The following is a 13,213-nucleotide window of genomic DNA, read 5'->3' as shown; positions in this document are numbered from 1 at the left end:
GGTCAGGAGAATGCGTCGATCAGACGGGCAACCTCGGCATCCCTTGCCTGCTCGCTCGCACCGCCAATGACGACCACCACGAGCCGTTTCTGCCCCCGGCGGGACGTGGCGACGAGATTGTAGCCCGACATTCTGAGGTATCCCGTTTTCAACCCGTCCACGCCCGGCACCTTGCCGAGCAGATTGTTGGTCGCCCGGAAATTGCGGCCGTTGTAGGTAAAGGATTGCGCCCGGTAGTAGCCCGCGTATTGCGGAAAGCGCCGCGTGAGGGCCTGGCCGAGCTTGGCCATGTCGCGGGCCGTTGTGACCTGGGCCGGATCCGTCAATCCGCTCGAATTCACAAAGCGGGTGCGCGACAGGCCGAGTTGCCGGGCCTTGTCCGACATGCGGCGGGCGAAGGCGGCCTCGCTTCCGGCGATGTTTTCCGCCACTACAACGGCGACGTCGTTGGCTGATCGCACGGCCAGGGCCCGCGCCGCTTGCTCGACGGTGATCGTGCTTCCCGCTTGCACGCCGATCTTCGACGGTGGCTGGGCGGCTGCGTTGCCGGACACCTCAAGCGGCGTCGTGAGCCCAAAGCGTCCGTTGGCGACCTCCTCGAACAACAGGTAGAGCGTCATCATCTTTGTGAGCGAAGCGGGAAACCGCGGCTCGTCCGCATCGACCGCATAAAGTTCGGCGCCGGTTGCCCCGTCGATGACAAGCGCGGAAAACCCGCGGTGCACGCCGGTTTCCGCCGGCGCATAGGCCACGGGCACGGCAGAGACTGGCTGAACCTGCGCCCGTCCGGCGGTGGCCGGGCCTGTGGTCTGCGGCGCCGTCTGACACGCGGCAACGGCAAGGCACAGCAACAGTGCGGCGGTGATATTCAAACAGCGTCGAAACAAGGTTTTCTTCCTCACAAGGGGTCCGGGCTCGAGCGCGCGCCATCACGCTTTGAGCTTATAGCCCGTCCGGAAAATCCAGTGAATGATCGCAAGGCTTGCCACCAGGAACAGGCAGGTCATGAAGAGCGAAAGCCCCAGGCTGACATCGGCTTGACCATAAAAACTCCAGCGGAAACCGGAGATCAGATAAACGACCGGATTGAGCAGCGTCACCTTCTGCCAGAACTCGGGAAGCATCGTGATGGAATAGAAACTGCCGCCCAGAAAAGCCAGCGGCGTGACCACCAGAAGCGGGAAAAACTGCAGTTTCTCGAAGTTGTCCGCCCAGATTCCGATGATGAAGCCCAGCAGCGAAAACGTGATGGCCGTGAGCAGAAAGAACGTGACCATCCAGAAGGGGTGCCGAACTTCGATGGGGACGAAAAACAGGGCCGTGACAAAGATGATCAGGCCGACCAGGATCGATTTCGTGGCCGCCGCCCCCACATAGGCGATCGTCACCTCGAAAAACGAAACCGGCGCCGACAGAACCTCGAAAATCGTGCCGGTGAAGCGCGGAAAATAGATCCCGAACGCCGCATTGGAGAGGCTCTGCGTCATCAGCGACAGCATGATCAGCCCCGGCACGATGAAGGCCCCGTAGGAAACGCCGTCGACCTCCGTAATCCGGGACCCGATGGCCGCTCCGAACACCACGAAATAGAGCGTTGTCGACAGGACCGGGGATATGATGCTCTGCATGATGGTACGCTTCGTGCGCGCCATCTCGAACAGGTAAATCGCTTTGATCGCGCCGAAATTCATGCTTGCCTCTTCACCAGATCGACGAAGATGTCCTCGAGGGAACTCTGTGTCGTGTTCAAATCGTTGAAACGGATCCCGGCCGCGGCCAGGTCGGTCAAGAGGTGGGTGATCCCTGTCCGTTCCGCGCGCGTGTCATAGCCATAGGTCAAGGTGAAGCCGTCCTCCGACAGTTCGAGCCCGTAGCCGGCGAGACTGCCAGGTATCTCGCCCAGTTGCTCGCTCAAGACCAGGGTCAATTCCTTGCGCCCGAGCTTGCGCATCAGCTCCGCCTTTTCCTCGACAAGAATGATTTCCCCCTTGTTGATCACACCGACCCGGTCCGCCATCTCCTCCGCTTCCTCGATGTAATGCGTTGTGAGAATGATGGTGACGCCCCGGTCTTTGAGCTGCCCCACCAGCCGCCACATGTCATGGCGCAATTCGACGTCCACACCGGCGGTCGGTTCGTCCAGAAACAAGACAGCCGGTTCGTGGGCCAGGGCTTTCGCGACCAGCAGCCTGCGCTTCATGCCGCCAGAAAGCGACATGATCGGGTTGTCGCGCTTGTCCCAAAGGGTCAGATCCTTGAGGATCTCTTCGATCAGCGCGGGTTTTGACGGCAGTCCGAACAGTCCGCGGCTGAAGGCGACCGTGTCAATCACCTTTTCGAATGGCGCCGTCGGCATTTCCTGAGGAACCAGACCGATCATCTGCCGGGCCGCGCGGAAGTCCGTGATGGCGTTGTGCCCGCCGACAAAAATCTCCCCGGCCGTCGGCCGGACCAGACCGCAGATCGTGCTGATCAATGTTGTCTTGCCGGCCCCATTGGGACCAAGAAGGGCGAAAACCTCGCCCCTCACGATATCCAGAGACACCGACTTCAATGCCTCGAACCCGCTATCATACTGTTTTCGAAGGGATTTGACCGAAATAATGGGAGGCATGCACACACTCATACTGGCAATGGCCGGACTAAACGGAGGGTCTCCGCCCCGGTATATGTGCCGGGATGGAGGCGGGAACACCCGGAGATGCCGCAACCTGCCAGATTGGCCGCGGAAAGAAAACCGGCGACCTCAGTGCCTCAGTGTTCACATTGCTGAAACAGTGCGTTGCGCCGGCGGGACTGGTTTCGATCCGCAAGATTTATACCTTATTCCCAGACGAAACCTGTCACGACACGTTTGGAGAACCGCATCATGTCAATCCGGCCCGTAACGCATATCGGCGGCACCCAGCCGACGCTGGAAGGGGCGGGTGTCAAGCTTGAGCGGGTGTTTGGCTTCCAAGACCCCACCATGCTGGACCCGTTCCTGCTTCTGGATGATTTTCGCAACGAACGCCCTGAAGATTATGAAGCCGGGTTTCCCTGGCATCCGCACCGGGGCATCGAAACGATCACCTACGTGCTTGCCGGGACGGTCGAGCACGGCGACAGCCTGGGAAACATCGGCACATTGGAGGCGGGCGACGTCCAATGGATGACGGCCGGACGCGGTATCATGCACCAGGAAATGCCGAAAGGGGACGACAAGGGCCGGATGCACGGCTTTCAGCTCTGGGCCAACCTGCCCTCCGCCCACAAGATGACCGCACCGCGCTACCAGGATGTGCAGTCGAAAGACATTCCCATTGTCGTCGATGATGACGGCACCTCGGTCCGCGTCATCTGCGGCGACTTCTGGGGCAAGCAGGGTCCCGTCGACGGAATTGCCGCAGAACCGCAATATCTCGATATCCACGTTCCGGCCGGCCGGAAGAAGCGGTTCAAGGTCGACACGCACAAGCAGACCTTTGCCTACATCTTCGAAGGGTCGGGCCGCTTCGAGGGGGCTTCCAATCCGTTCGGCGTTCTCACCGAAAAAGAGTTTGCCGGAGAGGAACTCCACATCCGGGATCAGACCGGAGACCGGTCTCTGGTCGTCTTTGGCAGCGGCGACGAAATCGTGGTTCAGGCCGGTGAGCACGGCATCCGTTTCCTGCTCGTCTCCGGGGCCCCGATCAAGGAACCGGTCGCCTGGCATGGTCCGATTGTCATGAACACGCGGCAGGAATTGATCCAGGCTGTGACCGAATTGCAAAACGGCACATTCATCCGGCCTTAAAAGACGCAGGCAACCGACAAAAACCCCGGCCCGATGGGCGGTGGCTCCCAAGGCTGGCAAAACCCGTTGACCACATGATCTTGAGAAGGTTCGCGGGACCGTTCTCTTCGTGAACGTGCCGCGCCTCACGAAAAGGTTTCGGACAAGCCGCATCTCCGTCAGCAAACTGAAATGCCCCGGCGCAAGACCGGGGCATTCGCGTTGGTGGCAAACCGTGCAGGCGTTGTCTCTGCCCGGCGCGGTGGAGTTCCCGCGCCGGTCACAGGATCAACGGGAAGCCAGGATGATCTTGACCTTCTGGCAATACCGGCGGCTGATCGGGTTCATGCGCTTGGCATAGTGACCCGCGTTGTAGCGCAGGATCGTGCCACACAAATCGCCACCGGCGCGCTGGTGGGCACCCGCCAGATACCGCATGCCCCATTCGATGTTGGTTTCCGGATTGTAGAGCGCCTTGACGGAGCCCCGGTAACCCAGGCCGCGCGCCGTCGCCGGCTTGATCTGCATCAGCCCCACTTCGCCAGCCGCCCCACGGGCTCTCGGGTTGAAGTTGCTTTCCACTTCCACGACCGCCTTGGCGATATGCTCGGGAACACCGTGCTTCTTGGCCGCTTGACGGATCAGGGAAATGTACTTCGCCTTGCCTGAGTTGGCGGCCTGCTTCGCGGAACCCGAAGGCCTCTGGGCGCGGGTCTTGGTTTCCTTGGCCGCCGGGGAAGCCTGCTTCGCTTGCCCGGGTGTCTCGTCCGCCGTCTCAGAATCGCGCGCCGGCATGTTCACGATCCGAAGAACATCGCCCGGCCGGGCGTTCGGGTTCAGGATCTGGATCTCCCCGGCAGCGCTCGTGTCGGCGCCGCGCGCCGAGGACATTGGCTCGGGCATGATCAATTGACCGCCTGAGCTCGCATTTGCTGTGCCATTGGAAAAAGTGGTGGCAAGAAGGAGGAGGCCGAAAGCCCCAGTGATCTTTTGTACAGACCGCACCATGTGTGTCGTGCCCTTTTTTGTTTTTGGGAGGTGTCGTTGTTGTCGGGCCGGAGAGATGACGGCGCACTGGGACGAAAATCGGTCCGCTCAATTCACGAAATATTTCACTTTCTTTCAGAAAATGTTTCAAAATCATGCAAATTTTGAGCGGATCCAGCCAAACACCTCTGAAATATGACGGGTCGATGGCGAAACAGGGCAAATTCATGCCCATTGATGGCTTAGCGGCGCACGGGCTTTTGAAAATGACAACCCTCACACGAACGCCGCAAGGTGGCCATGCTGTGATCCGGGCTGTGATCCGGGCTGTGATCCGGGCTGTGATCCGGGCTGTGATCCAGGCGATGACGGAGCTTAATCCGACAGCGATGGCAAGCTTGAAAGAAGCCTGTGCAACGTCACGATTGTCGACTGGTCCGCAACACCGTCAACCCGTTCGGGCCGGAAGTGCCGCTGGAACGCCTCCACAACCTTCGCCGTCTGCGCGTCGAAAACACCTGTGACAGGGGCGTTGTATCCGTAAAGCGCGAGCATCGACTGCAGCGCTTCGACGGGCTGGCCACTTTCGCCATGCTGCATCAGGACACCCGATGACATGATCGGTTCCGGTTCGACATAATGCCCGATCCCGGCGCGTGCCAGGTCGCGCCACGGAAACTTCTCACCCGGATCGAGCTTGCGTTCGGGCGCGACATCGGAATGGGCGAGCACCATCCAGGGCGAGATCGCATGCCTTTGGCAGATATCCGAAGCCAATAGGATCACCGCGCGGATCTGCGGCACGGGAAAGTCGGGATATCCACCATCATGGCCCGCATTGACGATCTCGATGCCGATCGACCGGGAATTGATATCGGTTTCACCCTTCCAGAAGCTCTGTCCCGCATGCCAGGCCCGGCGGCTCTCGGGAACAAGCTGCAAGATCGCGCCCCGCTCATCGACCAGATATTGCGCCGACACTTCGGACCTCGGATCCATCAGGCGCCGCAACGCGTTTTCCTTGGTGTCCATGCCGGTGTAGTGGAGAACCAGCATGTCCAACGGTGTTTTGTGTGACCGTTCGCCGTGATTGGGCGAGGGGTGGATCCGCGCTTTCACGGTCGTGTCCGTTGCAACGCTCATAAACCCCGCTCCACCTTCACTTGTGCCCAGGCCGCATTGAGCGCGGCCATCCGGTCATTTGCGATCCGCACGAACTCCGCCGGCACACCCCGGGCAATCAAGCGGTCGGGATGTGTTTCCTTGAGCTGCTTTCGAAAATGGGTTTTCAGCTCTGCATCGCTTGCATCGGCGGAAATCCCGAGAAGCGCATAAGGATCGCCGTCACGGCGCGTGTGCCGGGACAGCACCGTCGAGAATTCCCGTTCATCGAGGCCGAAAACCTTCGCGACTTCCGAAAGATACCCCACTTCAGCCTCGTGCACGAAACCGTCGGCTTTCGCGATGTGAAAAAGGCCGTCGAGAATATCGAGCAAGGTGGCCTTGTCATAGGGAAAGAGATCGGCAAGTTTCTTCGCATAGATATCGAAACCGGCGACATCCTGTTGCGCCAGGTTGAACAGCCGCGCGACGTTCTTTTCCTCGCCAGGGGGAACATCGAACAGTTCTCCGAAGGCAAGCATCTCGTCGGTGGTAACCACGCCGTCCGCCTTCGCCATCTTCGCCGATAGCGCAATCATCGCGACCGTAAACCCGACCGTCTGGGTCCCTTCCGGCCGCGCGAGAACAAGCTGAACCAGGCGGTCGGCCAATTGGGCAGTGCCGTTGCCGATTGCCGACAAGATGCTCCCGAGACTACTCCAGACGCTCACGAAGACCCCAAAGACGGAAAGGATTGACTGCGACTGGGCACGGGACAGGACGCTCGCAGGATCTCCCGTCCAGTCCCGGATTGAATTTTTTTAGCGGGGCGGGGTTGATTTGGCCAGCCTTAAGAACGGGCCAGCGGGCCGGACCATGGAATCCTATGGTCGAAATCGACCTGCCCTCGCAGCCAGACAGGATTCACGTTGGTTAAACCTCTCCCGGTTACCATGAATGCCGTGTCAGTTTTACAGAGCATTTCTCCTTTATGGCCACTGTAGCGAAACAGAGCAGCATGGTTGTCATCTTGATGGCGATCACTCTGATTCTGCTTCTGGCTCTCGGTGTGTATGCAAGCAACCGGCTGCTGACCCATTGGCTGATCGAACGCAGTCTTGAACATACGCTGGCGCAGATCCCGGTGGCGCTTCAAAAGGCGGGCCTGGAAGAGCAATTGCCTGACCCGCGTTCCGGTCCACCGGCCAGGCATTCGACAGGCGATCCACCTGGAGATCAGATCCCCGGCCTTCAGCTGCGCAGCACAATCGACGGGGCGCTCGGCGCACCGCCCCCCGGTGACTTGCCGGGCCGGGCCCTGACAAGAGCTGAGAGGGATGTCATCCTGCCGCTTTTGAAACCGGCGGAGCTCCTCTCGGCGCGGGCCTTTTCCGCCCGGGACCTGCAAGCCGCGCAGTCTGACCCGGCCCCCCTGCTCCTGGCGGCCCTCGACCCCGATCCCTCCGGACAGGCTGGGCCCAACCTCCCGGTGGCCGCGGTCGCAAAAAAGACCGGAGTTTTGCTCTCGGAAAACCGGGCCGGTGTCGCGGTGGCCATGGACTTCATCGGCCGGATCAGCCCGCATGTTCTGATGGTGCTGCCCAACCGCGGATCCGATGGCGGCATGCAGAGCGGTCTTCTTCTCGTCACCGACCAATCGGTCCTCCTGCGAAGCATATCCGGCATTACGGCGTTGAGCAGCGGTCTCATCGCCGCGCTCTGCGGCATATCGGTCCTGTTTGCCGGGATCCTGCTCTGGCTGCGTTTCCGCGATCAGGTGCGCACCACCCGGGATATCGAGTACCTTGCCCACCATGATGCCTTGACCGGATTGCCGAACAGGGCCGTCTTCAACGCCCGTTTGAACGAGACCCTGCGGCTGACCCAGGCGAAGGCCAGCAACATGGGCGTGATGCTGATCGACGTCGATAAATTCAAGGAAATCAACGATACATACGGCCATGGGACCGGGGATCTGTTTCTTCAGATCGTCGCAAACCAACTGAAATCCGTTTTCGGCGATCATCTTGTCGCCCGCCTGTCCGGAGACGAGTTCGCGGTCATGACCCATTCCGTGTCCGACATCGCCCGCCTGACCAGGCTGGCATCGGAAATGATCGCTTCAACCGACCTTCCCTGTGTGATCAACGGCAAGGAGATCAAGATTTCCCTGTCGATTGGAATTGCCCGGGCCAGCGATGGAAATTGGCGCGCGTCGCGGCTGCTCCATTGCGCAGATCTCGCACTTTACAGTGCAAAGCGCAGCGGCCGCTCGACCTTCGTCTGGTACACATCGGAAATGGATGCCGATGCGCAGAAAAGGAAGGAAATCGAAGCCGGCCTGGTGAAAGCCCTGCGCTTCGGCCAGTTCGAGTTGCTGTTTCAGCCGCAATACTCCCTGACGGACAATCAGCTGAAAGGCTATGAATCGCTGATCCGCTGGAATCATCCGACCAAGGGAACCATTCCTCCAGATGTGTTCATTCCGGTCGCGGAAGAGACGGGATTGATCGAACAGATCGGCGACTGGGTGCTGAACCGGGCCTGCCAGGAGGCCGTATCTTGGCCCGACCAAACGCTTCGGATTGCCGTTAATGTGTCCGGCGCCCAGTTCTCAGCCGGAGAAACCCAGAAGAAGGTTGCCAAGGCTCTCAGGGAGACCGGCCTCGACCCCCGTCGTTTGGAGATTGAAATCACCGAGAGCCTGCTCATTTCCGACACTGACGCAGTCGTGGAAACGCTGCAGCAGATCCGGGAAATGGGCGTGGCGATCGCCATGGACGATTTTGGAACCGGATACTCGTCGCTGAGTTATCTGAGCCGTTTTCCATTCGACAAGATCAAAATTGATCGCTCCTTCGTTCAGAACCTTGGGGAGGATGCCGGGACCGATGCCATCGTGACGTCGATTATTGGCCTCGGCCGGTCCCTGGATGTTCTCATTACCGCCGAAGGGGTCGAAACGCCGGAGCAAGTTACCCTGCTGAGGGCCGCTGGCTGCGACATGGTTCAGGGCTACCTCTACGGGCGTCCGGGATCCGTCGAAGCGCATGAAGAGCATCGCGCGCGCCTGGGCTACAATCGAGCGGAATTCTGGGATGAGAACGATGACCTGGTGCCGCTGCGGGCCATGGCTGTTGCGCGCAAACCCGGATCCGAAGACGAGCGCGGCAGCGCCTCTCCCCAACAAGACATAGATGATGACGAAATCGCGCTCAGCGCAGAACTTCTGGCGGAGGATGAGGCGGACTATTCGCCCCGCGCCATGCCTGCCTGACCTGACACCGCTTCAGCGGCGCTGGCTGCCCCCGGGGTTTGGTCGGTCCGGCGCGCCTTGCGTTCCGAATAGCGGTCCACCAGGTAGTCGGACCGGTCCCGGGTGAGCAGGGTGAACTTGACCAGTTCTTCCATCACATCCACGACCCTGTCGTAGAGCGGCGATGGCTTCATGCGCCCGGCCTCATCGAACTCTGTGTAGGCCTTAGGAACCGACGACTGGTTCGGGATCGTGACCATCCGCATCCAGCGGCCCAGCACGCGCATCTGATTGAGGGCATTGAAAGACTGCGAGCCGCCGGAGACCTGCATCAGAGCTAGCGTTTTGCCCTGGGTCGGACGGATGGCGCCGGTGCTGAGCGGGATCCAGTCGATCTGGCTCTTGAGCACACCGGTCATCGCACCGTGCCGTTCAGGCGAACACCACACATGCGCTTCCGACCATACGGACAGATCCCGCAGTTCCTGAACCTTTGGGTGGCTGGCTTCGCCATCGTCGGGCAACGGCAGGCCGGACGGGTCATAGATCCGCGTTTCGGCACCGAACGCCTGCAGCAATCGTTCCGCTTCCTGAAGCAGAAACCGGCTGTAGGACCGATCGCGCAACGAACCGCACAGCAATAGCACGCGCGGGGGATGGGTCCGCCCGCCGGCGGGAGCCAGCGCATCGTGATCAATCGGTTCAAGCAGGTCCGGGTCAGCATTCGGCAGATCGCGCCCGTTCAGAGTGATCTGCGTCATCCCTTATGACCCGAGCCGACCGTTTCCCCATCTTCCTTGGTGAATGACACAAGATCCACCGGCAGCAGGTCCATCACTGTTTCGGAGGGCCGGCACAGCTTAACGCCCCTATCCGAAACAACGATCGGCCGGTTGATCAGCACGGGGTGCTCCATCATGAAGTCGATCAGTTGCTCGTCGGTCCATTTCGGATCACCCAATCCAAGGTCGTCATAAGGAGTGCCTTTCTGGCGGAGGAGATCACGAACCGGAATGCCCATCTGGGCGATCAGTTCGACCAGTTTCTCACGGCTTGGCGGTGTTTTCAGATACTCGATCACCGTGGGCTCGACTCCACTTTCCCGGATCATGGCAAGCGTGTTGCGGGACGTGCCGCAGTCTGGATTGTGATAGATCGTGATGGTCATGGCCTTGGCCTTTTCAACAGGTGGGAATGGCTTGGGAAAGGGGCGCGGGCAGGCGGCAGATTTCCGGTGCGCTGCCACAGCAGTCTTCGGTCAGGAACACCAGAAGCCTGCGCATGTCTTCATAATTGACGGCGTAGTGGACATGCCGACCATTGCGCCGCGCCCTCACCAGGCCGCTGCGCTCGAGGGCCGACAGATGAAAAGACATCCGGGTGGGCGCGATCTCCAGAACGCTTGCGATTTCACCGGAAGGCAGCCCCTCCGGTCCGGCCTTCACCAAAAGCCGAAACGCGGCAACCCGGTCCTCATGCGCAAGCGCGGACAATTTGTTGACGGCATCCTTATCCTTCATGCACCAACTATACAATTATAATTGTAGTGTTGCAATATTGAGCTAGCACGGCAGAGCCCGTTGAACCGCACTCATTTGCATGGAACGCCGAGGCCGGTGCGCCTGGTCCGGATCTACATGGCGGCGGCGGCGCGGGCCGCCTGATCATAGTTGCCAGAGACAAGCCGGAGTGTCGCGGCCAGCCGGGAGAGCTCCTTCTCATCCAGTCCGAGGGCTTTCATCGGCTCGACCAAGAGGGCCTCGCGCAAGCGCCGGTACTCCATACAGGCTGCCTCGCCTTGGGGAGTGATTGCGGCGGTCTTTTCCTTGCCACGCCGGCCGGACATGATCAGCCCGGCCTTTTCCAGCTTTTTCAGCGCATAGGTGACCGTGTGCGTATCCTCGATGTTGAGAACGAGACAGATGTCGGAGAGCGTCTTGGCCCGGCCCCGGTGATTGACCGAGTGCAGAACCAGAACGTCCAGAGGCCCTAGTCCGGCATTCCCCGAAGCAGCGATGCACCGGACCATCCAGCGGTGATAGGCATTGACCATCATTGTCACCGCGAACTCGATTTCGGACAGGGCCGGCATGGCCCCCGAGGCCAGATGGGCGGCAGACACGACCGGTCCGACGCTTGTTGGGGGATTTGGCGGAGGGGTCGTGTCCTGCTTGGTCATGTCATTGATCCCGCGTCAGTTCGACATCATGGTATTGGGCAGCCACAAGACGATTTGTGGAAACGCCACGATCAGTGCAGTGGCCACGATCATCAGGAAAAAGAATGGTAAAGCCATCTTTGCGACCCTGAAGATGTTGTGCCCCGTCATGCTCTGAAGGACGAACAGGTTAAAGCCCACGGGCGGCGTAATCTGGCTCATCTCCACAACGAGCACGAGATAGATGCCAAACCAGATCAGGTCGATGCCGGCTTGCTGAACCATCGGCAGGATGACCGAGGTGGTCAGGACCACGACGGAAATGCCATCCAGAAAGCAGCCCAGCACCACGAAGAAGACGGTCAGCGCGAGCAGCAATTCCAGCGGTGTCAGTTCCATCCCGCCGATCCAGGCCGCCAGTTCCCGGGGGATTCCGGTGTATCCCATGGCAACCGTCAGGAAGGCGGCGCCCGCAAGGATGAAGGCAATCATGCAGGAGGTTTTGGTCGCCCCCAACAAGGCATCGACAAAGGACTTGCGGGTCAGCGTTCCGGAGAACCAGGAAAGGATCAGCGACAGCACAACCCCGATCGCGGCCGCCTCCGTGGGAGAGGCCAGGCCGGCGTAGATCGAGCCGATGACGCCGACAATCATGGCGATGACCGGAAACAGGCGCCGGGTGGCATAGATCCGCTCACGAAGCGGGATTGGATCTTCCTTGGGAGGCATCTTGGACCGATTCAGCATCGACCACAGGATCACATAGCCCATGAAAAGGGCGCAGACCAATGCCCCGGGCAGCACGCCAGCCATGAACAGGCGCGAGATGGACTGTTCGGTGGCCGCACCGAAAACGATCAGGATGATCGATGGGGGGATCAGCAGCCCGAGCGTCGCCGATCCGGCCAATGTCCCAATGGCCATGTTCTCATCATAGCCACGGCTTCTCAGTTCCGGCAGGGACATGCGCCCGACCGTCGCCGCGGTCGCGGCGGAGGACCCGGACACGGCCGCGAAAATCCCGCAGCCGAGAATGTTCACGTGCAGGAGCCGTCCGGGCAGGTTTCGCATCCACGGAGCGAGCCCGGCAAACATGTCCTCGGACAGGCGGGAGCGGAACAGGATCTCGCCCATCCAGATGAACATCGGCAAGGCTGTCAGATCCCAGGAATTGGCCGACCCCCAAACGGTGATGGCCATGACCGGCCCGGCCGGGGCGGAGACAAGCAGAACCATGGCAACCAGCGCCACGGCGAAAAGCGCGACGGCAACCCAGATCCCAGTGGCAAGGGCCGCCAGCATGCCGAGCCCGAGAAAAACAGCAACGAGAGACAGGTCCATCAGTGCGATCCTCCCGCGGCCCCGGCACCCGTGTGGGGTGCAAAACTGGCCTGCCCGCCGCGCAACACGGTGATCAAATCGTCAAGCAGCGAAACGGTGAAAACCAGAAGTCCCGCCGTCATGACCGACTGGGGGATCACCAGCGGAACGGGAATGATCCCGAAGGAGACCTCGTTGAACTGAAAACTGTCGAGAGCAAGCAGCGCGGCCTGCCAGGTGAAAAAGGCCGTGAGGCTGAAGGCCGCCAGCAGGCTCCAAAGATCCAGAAAACGGGCAATCCCGGAAGGCACCGACTGGAGCAGGATGGAAACCCGAATATGCGCCCCGCCGCGCAGCGTGCCGGCAAGGGCGAGGAACGAGGCCCCGACCAGAAGGAAACCGGCGAATTCGGCAAGTGAGGGAACCAGCAATCCCCAAGGGTCCAGTCCAAGCGCGCTGCGCGCGCCATCGATGATCCGGCCGCTCACCTGAGCGACCACCAGGGCGGCAATCATCACCAGGCAGATGGCCGCAAGGCCCAGCGCTCCGGAATAGAGCCTGTTTAGAACCGCGCGCATTCGCGCCTCCCAATTCAAATGTGTGCGTTGGCGCGCAGCTGCGAACACCCAACAGGTGG

The 13,213-nt window shown here is 60.5% G+C and carries 14 protein-coding genes; 2 read left to right on the top strand and 12 right to left on the bottom strand.

The genetic code is table 11. The annotated features are described in order from the left end of the window. Positions 1–2: 2 nt before the first annotated feature. From F0184_RS02650 to F0184_RS02640, 3 genes are read right to left on the bottom strand one after another with little or no spacing between them, the layout of a single operon-like run. Positions 3–887 carry a D-alanyl-D-alanine carboxypeptidase family protein gene (locus F0184_RS02650; protein WP_150494153.1) on the bottom strand — a complete coding sequence of 295 codons (885 nt, stop codon included), beginning with the start codon at positions 885–887 and terminating at the stop codon, positions 3–5. A 42-nt stretch (positions 888–929) separates the two neighbouring features. Next, positions 930–1,691, bottom strand: coding sequence for an ABC transporter permease (locus tag F0184_RS02645; protein WP_150494151.1), 762 nt, complete (start codon positions 1,689–1,691; stop codon positions 930–932). Then, positions 1,688–2,614 carry an ABC transporter ATP-binding protein gene (locus F0184_RS02640; protein ID WP_150494149.1) on the bottom strand — a complete coding sequence of 309 codons (927 nt, stop codon included), beginning with the start codon at positions 2,612–2,614 and terminating at the stop codon, positions 1,688–1,690. The genes F0184_RS02645 and F0184_RS02640 overlap by 4 nt, the downstream gene beginning before the upstream one ends. Positions 2,615–2,869: 255 nt before the next feature. Here F0184_RS02640 and F0184_RS02635 point away from each other — a divergent pair, with 255 nt between their 5' ends. Further along, positions 2,870–3,775 carry a pirin family protein gene (locus F0184_RS02635; protein ID WP_150494147.1) on the top strand — a complete coding sequence of 302 codons (906 nt, stop codon included), beginning with the start codon at positions 2,870–2,872 and terminating at the stop codon, positions 3,773–3,775. Positions 3,776–4,042: 267 nt separating this feature from the next. Here F0184_RS02635 and F0184_RS02630 read toward each other — a convergent pair whose 3' ends face one another. The 3 genes from F0184_RS02630 to F0184_RS02620 form a co-directional block, all read right to left on the bottom strand. Beyond that, a complete protein-coding gene (locus F0184_RS02630; protein WP_244298955.1) occupies positions 4,043–4,657 on the bottom strand; it encodes a lytic transglycosylase domain-containing protein in 615 nt (204 codons plus the stop codon). A 459-nt stretch (positions 4,658–5,116) separates the two neighbouring features. Further along, on the bottom strand, positions 5,117–5,884 hold the full coding sequence (locus F0184_RS02625) for an N-acetylmuramoyl-L-alanine amidase (protein WP_150494145.1): 768 nt from the start codon (positions 5,882–5,884) through the stop codon (positions 5,117–5,119). After that, positions 5,881–6,573, bottom strand: a complete 693-nt coding sequence (locus tag F0184_RS02620) for a J domain-containing protein (RefSeq protein WP_150494143.1) — start codon at positions 6,571–6,573, stop codon at positions 5,881–5,883. Before F0184_RS02620 ends, F0184_RS02625 begins: the two co-directional genes overlap by 4 nt. Positions 6,574–6,875: 302 nt before the next feature. Between F0184_RS02620 and F0184_RS02615 the strand changes: the two genes are divergently transcribed. Next, the gene (locus tag F0184_RS02615) at positions 6,876–9,119 is read left to right on the top strand and encodes a putative bifunctional diguanylate cyclase/phosphodiesterase (RefSeq protein ID WP_150494141.1); all 2,244 of its coding nucleotides are present in this window, start codon (positions 6,876–6,878) and stop codon (positions 9,117–9,119) included. Here F0184_RS02615 and arsH read toward each other — a convergent pair. The 6 genes from arsH to F0184_RS02585 all read right to left on the bottom strand — a co-directional run bounded on the left by arsH (position 9,092) and on the right by F0184_RS02585 (position 13,154). Continuing rightward, positions 9,092–9,859: an arsenical resistance protein ArsH gene (gene arsH, locus F0184_RS02610; protein WP_150494139.1), complete on the bottom strand. Its 768-nt coding sequence runs from the start codon at positions 9,857–9,859 to the stop codon at positions 9,092–9,094. The genes F0184_RS02615 and arsH overlap by 28 nt on opposite strands. Next, complete coding sequence (arsC, locus tag F0184_RS02605; protein WP_150494137.1) at positions 9,856–10,266, bottom strand: arsenate reductase (glutaredoxin); 411 nt, start codon at positions 10,264–10,266, stop codon at positions 9,856–9,858. The genes arsH and arsC overlap by 4 nt, the downstream gene beginning before the upstream one ends. Positions 10,267–10,279: 13 nt before the next feature. Continuing rightward, the gene (locus tag F0184_RS02600) at positions 10,280–10,618 is read right to left on the bottom strand and encodes an ArsR/SmtB family transcription factor (RefSeq protein WP_150494135.1); all 339 of its coding nucleotides are present in this window, start codon (positions 10,616–10,618) and stop codon (positions 10,280–10,282) included. A 113-nt stretch (positions 10,619–10,731) separates the two neighbouring features. Next, positions 10,732–11,277 carry a winged helix DNA-binding protein gene (locus tag F0184_RS02595; protein WP_150494133.1) on the bottom strand — a complete coding sequence of 182 codons (546 nt, stop codon included), beginning with the start codon at positions 11,275–11,277 and terminating at the stop codon, positions 10,732–10,734. 15 nt (positions 11,278–11,292) lie between these two features. After that, entirely contained in the window at positions 11,293–12,597 is a 1,305-nt protein-coding gene (locus tag F0184_RS02590; protein ID WP_150494131.1) for a TRAP transporter large permease, read from the bottom strand. Continuing rightward, positions 12,597–13,154 (bottom strand): TRAP transporter small permease, encoded by a 558-nt coding sequence (locus F0184_RS02585; protein WP_150494129.1) that lies wholly within the window; start codon positions 13,152–13,154, stop codon positions 12,597–12,599. The genes F0184_RS02590 and F0184_RS02585 overlap by 1 nt, the downstream gene beginning before the upstream one ends. Positions 13,155–13,213: the final 59 nt, after the last annotated feature.

The organism is Roseibium aquae (assembly GCF_008711285.1).
Taxonomy (GTDB): domain Bacteria; phylum Pseudomonadota; class Alphaproteobacteria; order Rhizobiales; family Stappiaceae; genus Roseibium; species Roseibium aquae.
Note: the sequence above shows the minus strand (reverse complement) of the source record. Positions and strands in the feature narration are given on the sequence as shown.